Consider the following 15,597-nt stretch of genomic DNA (forward strand, 5'->3'; position numbering starts at 1 on the left):
ATCTGCTGCGGCTGCGGCTGACCGCGTGGAATGTTTCCGGGCGGCCGCAGCGGTGGCGGATCGGAGAAGATCGTGCCGATCTGCGCCCGGGCCGGCGTCGCAACCGTCAGCGCGGTGGCGGCCAGCAATGCCGCAAGGCCTGTCAGGGAAAAGGTTTTGAACATCTCGCGCGGCTTCAACAGCGAATCGGGCTCGTTGGACATTCTATAGAGGATACCGCCGCTCGCAGGCCCTCCGGTTAACACGCCGAATACGGCGGGGGAAGGGCGGCATCCCTGCCCCGCCCGGCGCCGGCTGGCCAGACCGGCGCCCGGATGGGATAGTCCCAATGCCCTCCCGCGCCGAGTGGGCCTCGCCCGCAAACGACGTTCCAACCACCCCGGAATCCCCGCCTCATGCCCGTTGTGCTCGATCCCGATGCCGCCGCCGTCTACAAGGCCTTCCAGGAGGCTGGCCGCCCCGCCTACGAGACCCTGACCGCGCCGGAGGCGCGCGCCTATTATGCGCAGGCGCGCTTCGCCACCAATCCTGAGGCGCCGGAGCTCGCCCGCGTCGAAGAACTCGCCATCCCGGCGCCGCACGGGACGATCCCCGCCCGCCTCTGCGTTCCCAGGCAGCCGCGCCAGCACGACGGCCTGTCGCCGGCGCTGGTGTTCTTTCATGGCGGCGGCTGGGTGATCGGCGATCTCGACAGCCACGACGTCGTCTGCCGCCAGCTCGCGGTCGAAGGCGCGCTGATCGTGATCTCGGTCGATTATCGCCTCGCGCCCGAGCACAAATTTCCCGCCGCGACCGAGGACGCCATCGCCGCGACCAAATGGATCGCTGCGAACGCAAGCGAGCTCGGCATCGATGCCGCTCGCCTTGCCATCGGCGGTGACAGTGCCGGCGGCAATCTCGCGGCGGTCGTGGCTCTCGCCGCGCGCGACGCCGGCGGACCCGCGATCGCGGGTCAGCTGTTGATTTATCCCGCCACTGATTTCGCCATGACGCACGGCTCGCACAGCGAGCCTGAGACCAGCGTGCTCTTGACCCATTCGGTGATCCGCTGGTTCCGCGACCATTATCTCAATGGCACCACCGACATCCACGACTGGCGCGCCTCGCCGGCGCGCGCGACAAACTTCGTCGGGCTGCCCCCGGCCTATGTGCTCACCGCTGGCGCCGATCCGCTGCGCGACGAAGGCAACGAATATGCCGAGCGTTTGAAGCAGGCCGGTGTCCCCGTGACGACCAGGCACTATCCCGGCCAATTCCACGGTTTCTTCACGATGGGCAAGCTGTTGCAACAGGCCAATGTCGCCGTGGGCGAGATCGGCGCGTGGTTGAAGGGGCTGGGCTGACGGCGATCCGCATGTCGTCCGTTCTTCGAAACGCCCTTGCCCTCCTCCTGCGCGGACTGACATGGCTCGGCGGTCAGGGCACCCGCGCGGTGGCGGCCATCGCCTTCGTCGCGGTCGCGGTGCCGCCGCTCGGCGCGTTGCTGCGCCCCTATGTCACCGAGGCGATCTTCCTTCTGCTCTGCATCTCCTTCATGCGCGTCGATCTCGTGGCGCTTTACGGGCACTTGCGCCGGCCGCGGCTGATCGCGGCCGCCACGGCCTGGACCACGATCGGCGTGCCGCTGATCGTCGCCCTCGCCGCCTACGCGACGGGGCTGACCACGAGCTCACCGGGCCTTGCGCTTGCGCTGATGCTCCAGGGCATGGCCTCGCCGATGATGGCCACACCGACCCTTGCCGCGCTGATGGGCCTCGATGCAACGCTCGTGCTGGTCACGCTGGTCACCTCGACCGCGCTGGTGCCCTTCACGGCCTCGCTGTTCGCGAGCCTGTTTCTCGGCGGCATGCTCAGCATCTCGCCGGCCACGCTCGGCCTCAAGCTGCTCGGCATCCTCGCCGCGTCGCTGCTGACCGCGACCGTCATCCGCCGCATGTTCGGCACTGCGGCGATCCAGCGCCACAAGCAGCCGATCGACGGCCTCAACATCATCATCCTTCTGGTGTTCGCCTCCGCGGTGATGGGCGACGTCGCAACCAACTTCATCGCCGCTCCCCTGTTCGCGATCGCCGTCGCATTGCTCGCCTTTGCGGTCTACTTCGTGCTGCTCGCGGTCACGACGCTGCTGTTCCGCCGCATCGGCACCGAGCGCGCCTTCGCGCTCGGCCTGATGGTGTCACAGCGCAATCTGGGCCTGATGCTGGCGGCAACCGCGGGCGCGTTGCCTCAGGCGACCTGGCTCTATTTCGCGCTGACGCAGTTCCCGATTCACCTCGCGCCCTATCTGCTGATGCCGATCGCGCGGCGGCTGATTGCGCAGGCGGATACGTCGCGCGGGGCGGCGGCAAATAGCACCACCTGAGCTAGTCCTGATGAACCGGATATCTCGTTTGGAAGGAAAATCGGACAGGCGGTCCCCTAGCAATGCCGCTGACCGCCAATTTCGTGTCTGCCCCGCCTAAAAAGGGTAGAGTGCCCCAGTTCTCGGCGCAGCAACCTATCGGCGTTCGCGGCTAGAGGAGGTCAGCATGGCTCTCATATGGCTAGGTGTGCTCCTTGTTTTTGTCGGCGTACTCCAAATGGCGTTCCAGCCCATCTGGCGAAGCCGATTCAGCGGTGGAAAGTGGCTTCGCTCCGGGCGTGACACTCTGGAGCCTGAAAGGCCAGGCAGCGGCTTCGACATCAAATCGAACTGGCCTGGTCTTGTGATGGTCGCGCTCGGGGGCGCTTTCTTGCTGGCCGGAGCTGCCATCTGAGTTGAAACGCATGTCTCGGGCGTTGCCCGTTATCTGCGGCGCGCCTCCTTTGTCTGCTGCGCAATTTGTCTGCGCCAATGTACCAGGGCCCTGTCCCTTCCAGTGGCAACGCGGCTTGCTCTCGCGCTCCGGATTGACGAGCACACGCCCTACCCCGCCCGCGCCGCGCGCCGTAGCGCCTGCGGCGGCTGGCCGAAGGCGCGGATGAAGGCGCGCCGCATTCGCTCGGGATCGCCGAAGCCCGTCACCTCCGCAACGCGCTCGATTGCCTCGCGCGAGGACTGCACACGCTCGCGCGCGACCTCGATCCGCAGGCGCTCGATCGCCTTGGACGGCGTCGTGCCGGTCTCGGCGGCAAAGGCGCGGGCAAAGTGCCGAGCGCTCATGCCGGCGCGATCGGCGAGGTCCTCCACCGTCAGCGGTGCATCGAGATGTTCGCGTGCCCAGGACAACAGCGCGCCGAAGCGCCCGTTCGGCGTCTTCAGCTCCAGCAGCGAGGAGAATTGCGACTGGCCACCGCTGCGGCGGTGATAGAGCACGAGATGGCGCGCGGTCTGTCGCGCGATCTCCTCACCGTGATCCTCGGTGACCATCGCGAGCGCGAGATCGATGCCAGCCGTGATGCCCGCCGAGGTCCAGACATTGCCGTCGCGGGTGAAGATCTGGTCCGGCTCGAACCTCACCTTCGGATAGCGCGCGACGAAATCGCGCGTGCGGCCCCAATGCGTGGTGGCGCGGCGGCCGTCGAGCAGGCCGGCTTCAGCCAGCACATAGGCGCCCGAGCAGACGCTCGCGACCCGCACGCCCCGCTTTGCCAGCCGCTGCACGAAGGCGCGCGTGACCTCGCAGCGCGCCGCATCCGCGACCCCCGCGCCGCCGGCCACGACCAGCGTCGTGATCGCGTTCGCCGACTTGAAATCGCGCGCCATCATCTCGACGCCAGACGAGCTGCGAACCGATCCCGCCTTCGCCGCAAGCACGCGGATGTTGGGCGGTTTGCCGAGGCAGCGGGCCGCGACCTCGAACGCCGAGATCGGCCCCGCCGCGTCGAGCAATTGAAAATCCGGGAAGATCAGGATGCCGATCATGGGTCATGTCCGAAAGGTGACTTATGTCCGAAAGTGAGGGAATTATGCCATTTCTGACAGAAGGCCACCATGCCATCCTGCTCCCGTCAAGCTCATTCTCGGAGGCTCCCATGTCGTCACCGCTCCAGATCGGAATCCTGGTGTTTCCGCGCGTCACCCAGCTCGACTTCACCGGCCCCTTGCAGGTGTTCGCCATGCTTCCGGGCGCGAAGCTGCACCTGATCTGGAAGCGGATCGAACCGGTGCCGAGCGATTCCGTGATGACGCTGACGCCGACCACGACCTTTGCGGATTGCCCCCAGCTCGACGTGATCTGCGTGCCCGGCGGCCAAGGCACCAACGACCTGCTCAACGACGCGGAGGTGCTCGATTTCCTGCGCAGGCAGGCCGAAGGCGCCAGATATGTCACGTCGGTCTGCACGGGATCGCTGGCGCTCGGCGCCGCCGGACTCTTGAAGGGCTACCGTGCTGCCACGCACTGGAGCGCGATGGAGATGCTCGCCCAGTTCGGCGCGATGCCGACCAAGACGCGCGTCTGCGTCGACCGCAACCGCATCACCGGCGGCGGCGTCACCGCCGGCATCGACTTCGCGCTGACGCTGGTGTCGATCATGGCCGATCGCACCACGGCGGAAGCGATCCAGCTCCAGATGGAATACAACCCCGCCCCGCCGTTCAATTCGGGCTCACCCGACACGGCGCCCGCTGAGGTGTTGGCCCTGCTGAAGGAGCGCGGCGCGCAGAACCACGCCCGCCGCCTCGAGGCGGTGAAGCGCGCAGCGGCGCGAGTGACGTAGGTCCGCTCTCGTGTCCCGGACGCGCGGCAGCGCGTAGCGCTGCTGCGCAGAGCCGGGACCCGGGAAGCCAAACGGGTCGCTACGAATTTTTGGGCCCCGGCTCTGCAGCGCACCGTCGAAGAGACGCTGCGCCGCGTCCGGGGCACGCGACCTTCCCAAAGAAAAAGGCCGCTCGGTTCCCAAGCGGCCTTTCCTGTCTTACGGCGGCTGCACATTCCATCGGGCGATTTCGGAGCTTTCAGACCGGGGGCCTATCTCCCGATCGAGTCCTTCCTCGGCAGCTGCTGCATTTCGGGACAGTCGCGAACTGTTGCCCGAACCGAACGCGATGGTCTCCCATCTCCGTAAGATGGGATGATTGAGCCGCATCGCTCGTGTGAGCGCAACGGCCGCGCAGGCGGCATCCCCGCTGTTCCCGTTGTCCACAGCGTTACGAGACGGATGCGCGTGCATCCAGTGGCGCGACGACGATTCGCGTCCGGGCAGATGCTTAGTTGGCGGGAGTCCAGGGCTGATAATCGCCGGTCGCCTTCGGCCGTCGGCCACTGGCGAGCGTCGAACCGGAAGGACGGTAGGCCTTCGCCGTGCCGGTGAGATTCGGCTGGTGCGGCTTTTCCCACTCGCGCGGCTGGTAGTTGGCCTCGGTCGGCGGCACGTCGACGACGTGGTGGATCCAACCGTGCCAGGACGGCGGGATGCGGCTCGCTTCGGCATAGCCGTTATAGACCACCCAGCGCCGCTCGAAGCCGAGCGTCGGATCGATCGCCCCGCCGCGGGTGCGATAGTAGAGGTTGCCCTGCTCGTCCTGACCAACCAGCTCCCCGTACCGCCTGGTCCAGAGTTGCGTGCCAAACGTCTGGCCATTCCACCAGGTGAAGAACTTGAGGAAGAACTGTTTCATGCGGCAAGGGCCCTGCTTCGTGGGGTCCTGATGCCATCCGGGGACCGAAATGTCCAGTTCGGCGGCGCGGCCTTTCCGTTCGCAAATCGGGCATCTGGGCACGGAAAGCTGCCGCAAAACCGGCGCGATCCGTTCATGCAAGATACAGCGGTCGGGTGCGACGTTCCTGTTGTACGCAAACTGGCGTGATCCAAGGAACCACCGGCTTTTCGTAGGGTTGGCTTGCGGGAAAAGGAGTTTGATCATGAACAGTCTGAAAGTTTTGAGTGCCGTCGCGGCCGTGGCGCTGGTCCTTCCGCTGGCGAGCCAGAGCTTTGCTCAAGGTCGTCCTGGCATTGGCGGCGGCGCCCATGTCGGCGGCGGAGGCGGCGGTGCTAATTTCGGCGGAGGCGGCGCCCGCATGGGCGGCGGCGGTTTCGGTGGCGGGATGGGCGGCGGCGCCGCGTTCCGTGGAGGTGGTGGCAATTTCGGAGGCGGCGCAGCGGTTCGTCCGAGCGGCGGTGGTTTTGCAGCCGGCGCTGCAGTCCGTCCGAGCGGCGGTGGATTCGCAGCGGCGTCGGCCCGTCCGGGCGTCGGCAGTTTCGCAGCACGCCCGACCGGTGGCAGTTTCGTAGGAGCAGCGGCTGCCCGTCCTGGCATTTCGCCGTCCTTCAGCGGGACGCGCGGCGTCGCAACCGCGGGCAACTGGCAGACCGGCAGCAACTGGGGCGGCCGCCACTGGCATCACCATCATCGTCGCGGCGGCTTCTGGCCTGGTTTCGCAACGGGTGTGGCATTCGGGGGTCTCGGCTCGTACGCCTATTACGGCGGCGGCTATGGCTATGGCGGCTATTACGACGATCCCTACTACTACGGCAGCTACTATGACGAGCCGTCGGTGGCGGTGGTGCAGGACGGCGGCGGTGACTCCGCCTATTGCGCGCAGCGCTACAAGTCCTACGACCCGGCTTCGGGCACCTATCTTGGCTACGACGGCCGGCGTCATCCCTGCCCGTAGCGCGGTCTGACGGATTGATGCACAAACAATTCGTGAGCGGCGCCGGCGACTCCCGGCGCCGCTCACGCGTTTTGGCGAACCGCGAGCGATTTTGCAGCTTGCGAGAACTCCAGCCTAAAATGCTCGCACGCCGTCAGCGGCCTCCCCTCGACGAGCATGCCGGACACCTTCTTTGAGCGGTGCAATAGCCTCCAACCTGTCGAACTCCACGAGTTCGTCCCGCGTCCCGCATGATCGCTGTCTCGTGATGCATTAGTCTCGCGGACCCGCGTCTCCGATCCGAACGCTGCCGAGGGCGGCGATGAGCCCGGCGAGTTCGGCTTGGCGTCCGGTCGCTGTCTTCGCGAAGACGCGGCGCGGATGAGTCTTGATGGTGTTGGGCGAGAGTCCGAGCGACTGCGCCGTCTCAATGATCGTGTTGCCGGGCGACGAGGCGAGCGCGACTCGCGCCTCGGCGTGGGTCAGACCGTAGGCATCCATGATCTGCTCGAGCGGGATCGATCGCTGGTTGGAGGGATCGACGACGAACAACAGCACCGCCGCAACCTTCACGCCGGCATCAGTCGGGTGAGACCGTGCGCATTGATCACGGACTCAGATCTCACGCCTGAGCGCGTTCTGGACGCGCGCCGAGCGACATGGAGGCCGTGAGTTTTCACCGGGCGCCGGACCGCAGCGGGTTCGCCCCGGTCGGCGACTTCGGAGCGCGGATCGCTCGGTCTGCCTCGATTTTTCATCGAAATGTCGCGATTGATGGGCGTTCGTACCAGGCTCGAGGAACCCGCAGGTCGGCCTCCTATGCACCACGCCGTGCATATCCTCATTGATCCAATCCAAAATTGACCGGGCATGCGATTCGCGGATATCACCCTTTCGGGGACTTCGATTTGCTGGGAAGAGTCATGCCGCGTATCCTCGTGGTTGATGACGATCCGATGGTCGGCGCGACCATCGAGGTCCTCCTCCAACGTCAGGGCTTCGACGTCACGTTGACCGACGGCGGAGAAACGGGACTGGCTGCGCTCGAAACACAGGTTTTCGACGTGTTGCTGGTCGACATCTTCATGCCGCACATGCGCGGCTTCGAATCCATCCGCATCTTTCACGAGCGCGCGCCGGCCACGCCACTGATCGCGATGTCCGGCTACGCCTTCGCTTCGTCGGCATCGCCCTCGCCCGACTTTCTCCGCATGGCGCTGGAGCTCGGCGCGACCCGGTGCTTGCGCAAGCCGTTCACCCCGGACGCGCTGCTGACCACGATCCGAGAATGCCTCACCGGTATGGGCGAGAGCGCACAGCCGAAGGACAAGAAAGAAGCCCCTTGATCCCCACGCAGCGCGTCATTCTCGGAGCTGGACTCGCCATCCTCCTGATCATCACCGCAGCCTCGATCGCCCTCGACGTGAAGTCGCGGTCCGATGCGGCATGGGTCAATCACGCCGTGCAGGTGCAGAAGAAGATCTCCGACCTGCGGGTGCTGATGCGCCGCGCCGAGAGCGCCGCGCGCGGCTATGAGCTCTATCGCAGCGCAGGCTTCAACGATGAGTTTCAGGCGGTGCGTGCCCAGATCGCGCCGGCGCTCGCCGATCTCAAGCGGAGCGTTCGCGACATTCCCGATCAGGTCGCTCTGATGGAGGGCACCGAGCCGCTGGCGCTGCGCCGGATCGAGATCGCCGCAGAAGCCATGCGCATGCGCGCCGAGAACGACCTCGCCGGCATCGCCGCGCTCCAAGGCAGGGCCGAGGGCCGCGGCCTGATGGACACGGTGATGGGCAATCTGGATAAATTGAGCGCCGCTGAGGAACGCCTGCTCAGCGAGCGCTCTCAAGATTCGCGCCGCACCGGCATCGTGCTGCTGGGCATCGACGTGGCTGGCGCGCTGGTGATCCTGCTGCTGGTCGTGATGGTGATGCGCGAAAGCCGGCGCACCGAAGTCGCGCTCAAGAGCACGCTGATGGAGACCACGGCCGCCAAGGAGGCACTTGCCGCGGCGGTGGCCGAGCGCACCGAGCATCTGGTCACCGCGCATGACGAGCTGCGCCTCTCCGTCAACGTGCTGCAAAGCACATTCCACAGCATGGCGGAGGCCGTGCTGGTCATCGATGCCGAGGGCAATGTTCTTTTGTCCAATCCGGCCGCCGAGCGCATGCTGCTGCATCGCGCCGGCATGAACTTGAAGAATCTGCGTGCGCTGTCCGACGTCTTCCATGGCGACGGCGTCACGCCGCTGGCGGCCGACGAGCTGCCGTCGACGCGCGTGCTGCGCGGCGAGCAGTTCGAAGAACTCGAGATGATCGTCCGCCCGCACGGCGGCAATCCTCCGCGGCATCTGATGATCAGCGGCCGGCCGATGCTGGACGCACAAGGCAATGTCTCCGGCGCCGTGCTGGTCTATCACGACGCAACGACCTCGCGCGAAACCGAACGGCAGCTGTATCAGTCGCAGAAGCTCGATGCGATCGGCAAGCTGACCGGGGGAGTCGCGCATGACTTCAACAACATGCTGACGGTCATCTCCGGCAACACCGAGACGCTGGTGGAGAGCCTGAGGGGCCAGCCCGAGCTCCAGCGCACCGCACGCCTGATCGACGATGCCGCCGAGCGCTGCGCCGAGCTGATCCAGCATTTGCTCGCCTTTGCGCGCCGGCAGCCGCTCCAGCCGCGCAACGTCGAGATCAACGCCGCCGTCGCCGACATCGCAAAACTCCTGCGCCCCACCCTCGGCGAGCAGATCCAGATCGAGACCGTGCTCGAACAGGGACGGATGACCAGCCACATCGATCCGTCCCGGCTCACCAATGCCGTGCTCAACATGGCCATCAACGCCCGCGACGCCATGCCGAACGGCGGCAAGCTGCTGCTGGAGACCCACCGCGTCGTGCTGGACGAAGCCTATGCGCAGGCCAATGCGGACGTGACGCCTGGTCCCTACGTGATGCTCGCGGTCAGCGACACCGGCACCGGCATGTCGACGGAAACCCAGCAGAAGGCGTTCGAGCCGTTCTTCACCACCAAGGAGGTCGGCAAGGGGTCGGGCCTCGGCCTGTCCATGGTCTACGGCTTCGTCAAGCAATCCGGCGGCCACATCAAGATCTACAGCGAGGAAGACCACGGCACCACGATCAAGCTCTATCTGCCGCCGGGCGAAGCCACGGCGGACGTGGCCGCTCCTGTCGCGCCGCAGGCCGAAGGGGGCGCCGAGACCATCTTCGTCGTCGAAGACGATAGCCTGGTGCGCAACTTCGTCACCGCACAGCTCCAGAGTCTCGGCTACAAGACGGTGGCCGCTTCCGACGGCCGAAGCGCGCTGGAGTTGATCGACGCCGGTCAGAAGTTCGACCTGCTCTTCACCGACGTCGTCATCCCTGGCGGCATGAGCGGACGCGACCTCGCGGACGAGGTGGCCAGGCGCCGGCCGGGGCTGAAGGTGCTCTACACCTCCGGCTACACCGACAACGCCATCGTCCATCACGGCAAGCTGGACGACGGCGTGATGCTGCTGACGAAGCCCTACCGGCGAAACCAGCTCGCCGAGATGATCCGGAAGGCGCTGGGCACCTAACCCCGCGTCGCCAGCACCACCGCGGCCAGCGTGAAGATCAGCGCTGCGATCTGCCCTGCCCCGAGCGGCTCACCGAGCGCGATCGCGGACGTGACGACGCCGATCACCGGCACCGCCATGGTACCGATCGCGGCGACCGAAGCCGGCAGGCGCGCGAGCGCTGCGAACCAGCTGACATAGGCGATACAGAATTGCACCACGGTGGAATAGACCAAGAGCCACCAGCCGAGCGGCGTCACTCTGTCCAGATGCGTGGTCTCGACCAGGAGGCCGATGATCGAGATCGGCAGGCAGCCGATGCCGATCTGCCAGGCCGCGGCCGTGAGCGGCGGCAAGTGGATCGGGTACTTCTTCGAGAACACCGTGCCGACGGCGAAGCCGAACGCGCCGCACAGCGCCATGATGATCCCAGGCGCCTTCTCGACGCTGGCGGCAATGCCGTTGCCGCCCATGATCGAGGCAAGGCCGGCAAAGGCCATCACCAGCCCCAGCGTGCGCAGCACCGTCGGCCGCTCCCCCAGCACGGGCCAGGCGATGATCGAGGCCCAGACCGGCATGGTGTAGGCGATCAGCGCCGCCTCGCTCGCCGGCAGCCAGAGCAGCGCCAGCCCCATCAGCACCATCCATCCGGTGACGTTGAGCACGGCAGCGGTGAGGAGGCGCGGCCAGATCGCTCGCTCCACCTTCAGGCTCTGCCGGCGGATGATTGCAAGCAGCGCCAGCAGCACGGCCCCGAGCACGCCGGTGACCCCGCGCAGGGTCAGCGGCGGCAGCTCGGCGAGCAGGAATTTGGTCACCGGCCAATTGAAGCCCCAGCCGATCGAGGTGATCGCGAGGAACATCAGGCCGGCCGGGGCGATGCGCGCGCGCGCATCCCGGCGGGTCGAATCAAGCATTGGGGCAGTCCGGCAAAAATCTTGCGGTCAGCTTGGCGCGGATTCGCCGCGCAAACCACCACCCCGGCGGGCATGCCTGCCCTCACCTTCCGTAGGGCTACGTGAGTCCTGCTGACGCAATCCCATGGCTCAAAAATATAGATGCCCTGTGAACAGCGGGATGAAGGCTCCGCATCATCGCGGGGCGCAAATTTTTTCGGTTGGGAATCTCTGAGGACTCACTGATACTTGCCTCCACAACAGGCGCGGCCCGGACCCCTGTTATCCCCCGCAATCCACCATATTTAGTATTTGATTCAGGAACTCGCACTAGTTCTTGACGGGCGCAACGGAGAGTCCTAGCTTTCGGTCCGTTCGGCGCGAGTGAGTTTGCGTCCCGCCGGCACTCCCCCAAAGGGTCTCGCAAATTTCAGCTCCGCCCAGCCAGCCAAAGGCAGCGGATGAGGGCTTGTCTGCCCTCGGAAAAGCGGACTTTTCGGGCGCCAAACGGGCCGGCAACAGGCTCGCATGGCATCGGTAGAAGTTGTGACGTTGTGGGGCGTTGAACGCATGTCGGACCCATCCCCTTGGGGGCGGACGGGTCTGGACATGCCGGCGGATGCAAGGTGCTCGCACCGGGCCTTCGCCGGGAGAAAGTGAGCCGGATCCACCGGCCAGAACTGCGAAACCTCTGGGGGCTATGAGCCCTTCAAGGGCTCGCCAAACGAAATGTCGACCGGACGCCTGAACGGAGGCGGTTCGGTCAAGAGATCAAAGGACGGGGCAAGACCATGCGGATTGAGCGGCGCCACACCACGGTAGGACAGTCACCTTACGCGGGAATCGATTTCCGCCTGACCACGTCGGAGATTCGCAATCCCGACGGCTCGGTCGTGTTCAAGCTCGACGGCGTCGAGGTCCCGACCGAGTGGTCGCAGGTCGCCTCCGACGTGCTCGCCCAGAAATACTTCCGCAAAGCGGGTGTTGCCGCGCGCCTGAAGAAGGTCGAGGAGGAATCCGTCCCCTCCTTCCTGTGGCGCTCCGTGCCCGATACCGACGCCCTCGCTGCTCTCCCTGAGAAGGAGCGCTATGTCAGCGAGCTCTCGGCCAAGCAGGTGTTCGACCGCCTCGCCGGCTGCTGGACCTATTGGGGCTGGAAGGGCGGCTATTTCTCCACCGACGAGGACGCGCAGGCCTTCTACGACGAGCTCCGCTACATGCTCGCCATGCAGATGGTCGCGCCGAACTCGCCGCAATGGTTCAACACCGGCCTGCACTGGGCCTATGGCATCGACGGCCCCGGCCAGGGCCACTATTACGTCGACCCCTTCACCGGCAAGCTGACCAAGTCCAAGTCGGCCTATGAGCATCCGCAGCCGCACGCCTGCTTCATCCAGGGCGTCGGCGACGATCTCGTCAACGAGGGCGGCATCATGGACCTCTGGGTCCGCGAAGCGCGCCTGTTCAAATACGGCTCCGGCACCGGCTCCAACTTCTCGCGCCTGCGCGGCGAAGGCGAGAAGCTCTCCGGCGGCGGCCGCTCGTCGGGCCTGATGAGCTTCCTCAAGATCGGCGACCGCGCAGCGGGCGCGATCAAGTCGGGCGGCACCACGCGCCGCGCCGCCAAGATGGTCGTCGTCGACGTCGATCACCCCGACATCGAAACCTATATCGACTGGAAGGTGAAGGAGGAGCAGAAGGTCGCCGCCCTCGTCACGGGATCCAAGATCAACCAGAAGCACCTCAAGGCGGTGCTGAAGGCCTGCGTGAACTGCGAAGGCTCGGGCGACGATTGCTTCGACCCCGAGAAGAACCCGGCGCTCCGCCGCGAGATCAAGCTCGCGCGCCGCAGCCTTGTGCCTGACAATTACATCAAGCGCGTCATCCAGTTCGCCAAGCAGGGCTACAAGGACATCGCGTTCGACACCTACGACACCGACTGGGACTCTGAAGCCTATCTCACGGTGTCCGGCCAGAACTCCAACAACTCGGTCTCGCTGAAGGACGACTTCCTGCGCGCGGTCGAGACCGACGGCGACTGGAATCTGAACGCCCGCACCTCCAAGAAGGTGACGAAGACGCTGAAGGCGCGCGACCTCTGGGAAAAGATCGGCTACGCCGCCTGGGCCTCGGCCGACCCCGGCCTGCACTTCAACACCACGATGAACGACTGGCACACCTGCAAGGCGTCCGGCGACATCCGCGCGTCCAATCCGTGCTCGGAATACATGTTCCTGGATGACACGGCGTGCAACCTCGCCTCCGCCAATCTGCTGACGTTCTACAACACCACGACGAAGCTGTTCGACGTCGAGGGCTATGAGCATCTCTGCCGCTTGTGGACCCTCGTGCTCGAAATCTCCGTGATGATGGCGCAGTTCCCGTCCAAGGCGATCGCCGAGCTCTCCTACGAGTTCCGCACGCTCGGCCTCGGCTACGCCAATATCGGCGGCCTCCTGATGACCATGGGCCTGCCCTATGACAGCAAGGAAGGCCGCGCGCTCTGCGGTGCCCTCACCGCCGTCATGACCGGCATCACCTACAAGACCTCCGCCGAGATCGCCGCCGAGCTCGGCACCTTCCCCGGCTATAAGAAGAACGCCGCGCACATGCTGCGCGTCATCCGCAACCACCGCCGCGCCGCGCATGGCGAGGCATCCGGCTACGAGGCGCTCTCCGTCAACCCGGTGCCGCTCGACCATGCCTCCTGCCCGCAACAAGACATCGTCACCCATGCCCAGGCGGCCTGGGATGCGGCGCTCGAGCTCGGCGAGAAGCACGGCTATCGCAACGCCCAGACCACCGTCATCGCGCCCACCGGCACGATCGGCCTCGTCATGGATTGCGACACCACCGGCATCGAGCCCGACTTCGCGCTGGTGAAGTTCAAGAAGCTCGCCGGCGGCGGCTACTTCAAGATCATCAACCGCGCGGTCCCCGCAGCGCTGCGCGCGCTCGGCTATCGCGAGAGCGAGATCGCGGAGATCGAAGCCTATGCCGTCGGCCACGGCTCGCTCTCCAACGCGCCGGGCATCAACGCCTCAACGCTGAAGGCAAAAGGCTTCACCGATGAAGCCATCGCCAAGGTCGAGAAGGCCCTGCCGACCGCCTTCGACATCAAGTTCGCCTTCAACAAGTGGACCTTCGGCGAGGACTTCATCCGCGACCAGCTCGGCATCGGCGCTGAGGCGATCGCAGCCCCCGGCTTCGACCTGCTCCAGGCCGTCGGCTTCACCCGGCGCGAGATCGAGGCGGCCAACGTCCACATCTGCGGCGCGATGACGGTGGAAGGTGCCCCGCACCTCAAGGCCGAGCACTATCCGGTGTTCGACTGCGCCAATCCCTGCGGCAAGATCGGCAAGCGCTATCTGTCGGTCGAAAGCCACATCCGCATGATGGCGGCGGCGCAGCCCTTCATCTCGGGCGCGATCTCCAAGACCATCAACATGCCGAACGACGCCACGGTGGAGGACTGCAAGTCCGCCTACATGCTGTCGTGGAAGCTCGCGCTGAAGGCCAACGCGCTCTATCGCGACGGCTCCAAGCTCTCCCAGCCGCTCAACTCGCAGCTCATCAGCGACGATGAGGACGAGGACGATGCGGTCGAGACCCTCTACGAGAAGCCGATGGCGGCGCGTGCCGCCCAGGTCTCGGAGAAGATCGTCGAGAAGCTGGTCGAGCGCATCATCGTGATGCGCGAGCGCGAGAAGATGCCGGACCGACGCAAGGGCTACACCCAGAAGGCGGTCGTCGGCGGCCACAAGGTCTATCTTCGCACTGGCGAGTATGACGACGGCCGTCTCGGCGAGATCTTCATCGACATGCACAAGGAAGGCGCCGCGCTCCGCTCCTTCATCAACAACTTCGCCATCGCGGTGTCGCTCGGCCTGCAATACGGCGTGCCGCTGGACGAATATGTCGACGCCTTCACCTTCACCCGCTTCGAGCCGGCGGGCCCCGTGCAGGGCAACGACAGCATCAAGTACGCGACCTCGATCCTCGACTACGTCTTCCGTGAGCTCGCGGTGAGCTACCTCTCCCGCTTCGACCTCGCCCATGTCGATCCCAACGAGACGGGCTTCGACGCGCTCGGCAAGGGCGTCGAGGAAGGCAAGGAGCCCGACGAGGACGGCGGCCACCACGCCACCAAGCTGGTCTCGCGCGGCCTCACCCGCTCGCGCACCGACAACCTCGTCGTGATGCGCGGCGGCACCACCGCCATCAGCCAAGGCAACGACAGCGCGCCCTCTGGCGGCAGCAAGGTCACGGCCCTGGCGCACGGCGCGTCAGCCCGCGCCGGCGACGCCATCGAAGGCGCCGTCGCCCTGAAGCAGGAGGTCCAGCACGACCTCTCCCCCACGGAGAAGCTGGAGCAGCTGCAATGGAGCAAGGCTGGCAGCGCCGCCACCGTCGCCACCCCCACCAAGGCCGAGCGCCGCGCGGAGGCGAAGGCCAAGGGCTACGAAGGCGAGATGTGCTCGGAGTGCGGCAACTTCACGCTGGTGCGGAATGGCACGTGCATGAAGTGCGATACGTGCGGCAGCACGACGGGGTGTTCTTAACTGTTGAGAACCGGCCAAACTAGCGAACGCGTGGGAAGGCCGCTCTGGTGAGCGGCCTT

The 15,597-nt window shown here is 65.9% G+C and carries 11 protein-coding genes and 1 pseudogene; 7 read left to right on the forward strand and 5 right to left on the reverse strand.

Annotation, left to right across the window (positions count from 1 at the left end; all coding sequences use genetic code 11):
• Window positions 1–203, reverse strand: a pseudogene (locus SE91_RS37670) (DUF2155 domain-containing protein); the annotation flags it as partial.
• Window positions 204–395: 192 nt separating this feature from the next.
• Between SE91_RS37670 and lipP1 the strand changes: the two are divergent.
• A complete protein-coding gene (gene lipP1, locus SE91_RS16190; RefSeq protein ID WP_061848270.1) occupies window positions 396–1,343 on the forward strand; it encodes a LipP1 family hormone-sensitive lipase in 948 nt (315 codons plus the stop codon).
• Between the two features lie 11 nt (window positions 1,344–1,354).
• Complete coding sequence (locus tag SE91_RS16195) at window positions 1,355–2,362, forward strand: hypothetical protein (RefSeq protein ID WP_061848271.1); 1,008 nt, start codon at window positions 1,355–1,357, stop codon at window positions 2,360–2,362.
• 543 nt (window positions 2,363–2,905) lie between these two features.
• Here SE91_RS16195 and SE91_RS16205 read toward each other — a convergent pair.
• Window positions 2,906–3,844: a GlxA family transcriptional regulator gene (locus tag SE91_RS16205; RefSeq protein WP_061848272.1), complete on the reverse strand. Its 939-nt coding sequence runs from the start codon at window positions 3,842–3,844 to the stop codon at window positions 2,906–2,908.
• 110 nt (window positions 3,845–3,954) lie between these two features.
• Between SE91_RS16205 and SE91_RS16210 the strand changes: the two genes are divergently transcribed.
• Complete coding sequence (locus tag SE91_RS16210; RefSeq protein WP_061848273.1) at window positions 3,955–4,641, forward strand: DJ-1/PfpI family protein; 687 nt, start codon at window positions 3,955–3,957, stop codon at window positions 4,639–4,641.
• Between the two features lie 490 nt (window positions 4,642–5,131).
• Here SE91_RS16210 and SE91_RS16215 read toward each other — a convergent pair whose 3' ends face one another.
• Window positions 5,132–5,542, reverse strand: coding sequence for an NADH:ubiquinone oxidoreductase subunit NDUFA12 (locus SE91_RS16215; protein ID WP_061848274.1), 411 nt, complete (start codon window positions 5,540–5,542; stop codon window positions 5,132–5,134).
• Between the two features lie 244 nt (window positions 5,543–5,786).
• Here SE91_RS16215 and SE91_RS16220 point away from each other — a divergent pair, with 244 nt between their 5' ends.
• Window positions 5,787–6,539 (forward strand): BA14K family protein, encoded by a 753-nt coding sequence (locus SE91_RS16220; protein ID WP_061848275.1) that lies wholly within the window; start codon window positions 5,787–5,789, stop codon window positions 6,537–6,539.
• Window positions 6,540–6,791: 252 nt separating this feature from the next.
• Here SE91_RS16220 and SE91_RS16225 read toward each other — a convergent pair whose 3' ends face one another.
• Window positions 6,792–7,070 (reverse strand): helix-turn-helix transcriptional regulator, encoded by a 279-nt coding sequence (locus SE91_RS16225; RefSeq protein ID WP_197489473.1) that lies wholly within the window; start codon window positions 7,068–7,070, stop codon window positions 6,792–6,794.
• 371 nt (window positions 7,071–7,441) lie between these two features.
• Here SE91_RS16225 and SE91_RS16230 point away from each other — a divergent pair, with 371 nt between their 5' ends.
• A complete protein-coding gene (locus SE91_RS16230) occupies window positions 7,442–7,864 on the forward strand; it encodes a response regulator (RefSeq protein WP_061848277.1) in 423 nt (140 codons plus the stop codon).
• The gene (locus SE91_RS16235; RefSeq protein ID WP_061848278.1) at window positions 7,861–10,101 is read left to right on the forward strand and encodes a CHASE3 domain-containing protein; all 2,241 of its coding nucleotides are present in this window, start codon (window positions 7,861–7,863) and stop codon (window positions 10,099–10,101) included. Before SE91_RS16230 ends, SE91_RS16235 begins: the two co-directional genes overlap by 4 nt.
• On the opposite strand, the gene SE91_RS16240 is transcribed toward SE91_RS16235, so the two are convergent.
• Window positions 10,098–10,997 (reverse strand): DMT family transporter, encoded by a 900-nt coding sequence (locus SE91_RS16240; protein ID WP_061848279.1) that lies wholly within the window; start codon window positions 10,995–10,997, stop codon window positions 10,098–10,100. The two genes, SE91_RS16235 and SE91_RS16240, sit on opposite strands and share 4 nt — an antisense overlap.
• A gap of 770 nt (window positions 10,998–11,767) precedes the next feature.
• On the opposite strand from SE91_RS16240, the gene SE91_RS16245 reads away from it, so the two are divergent.
• A complete protein-coding gene (locus SE91_RS16245) occupies window positions 11,768–15,538 on the forward strand; it encodes a vitamin B12-dependent ribonucleotide reductase (protein WP_061848280.1) in 3,771 nt (1,256 codons plus the stop codon).
• Window positions 15,539–15,597: the final 59 nt, after the last annotated feature.

This window comes from Bradyrhizobium sp. DOA1 (assembly GCF_001593325.1).
In the GTDB taxonomy this organism is placed as follows: Bacteria; Pseudomonadota; Alphaproteobacteria; order Rhizobiales; family Xanthobacteraceae; genus Bradyrhizobium.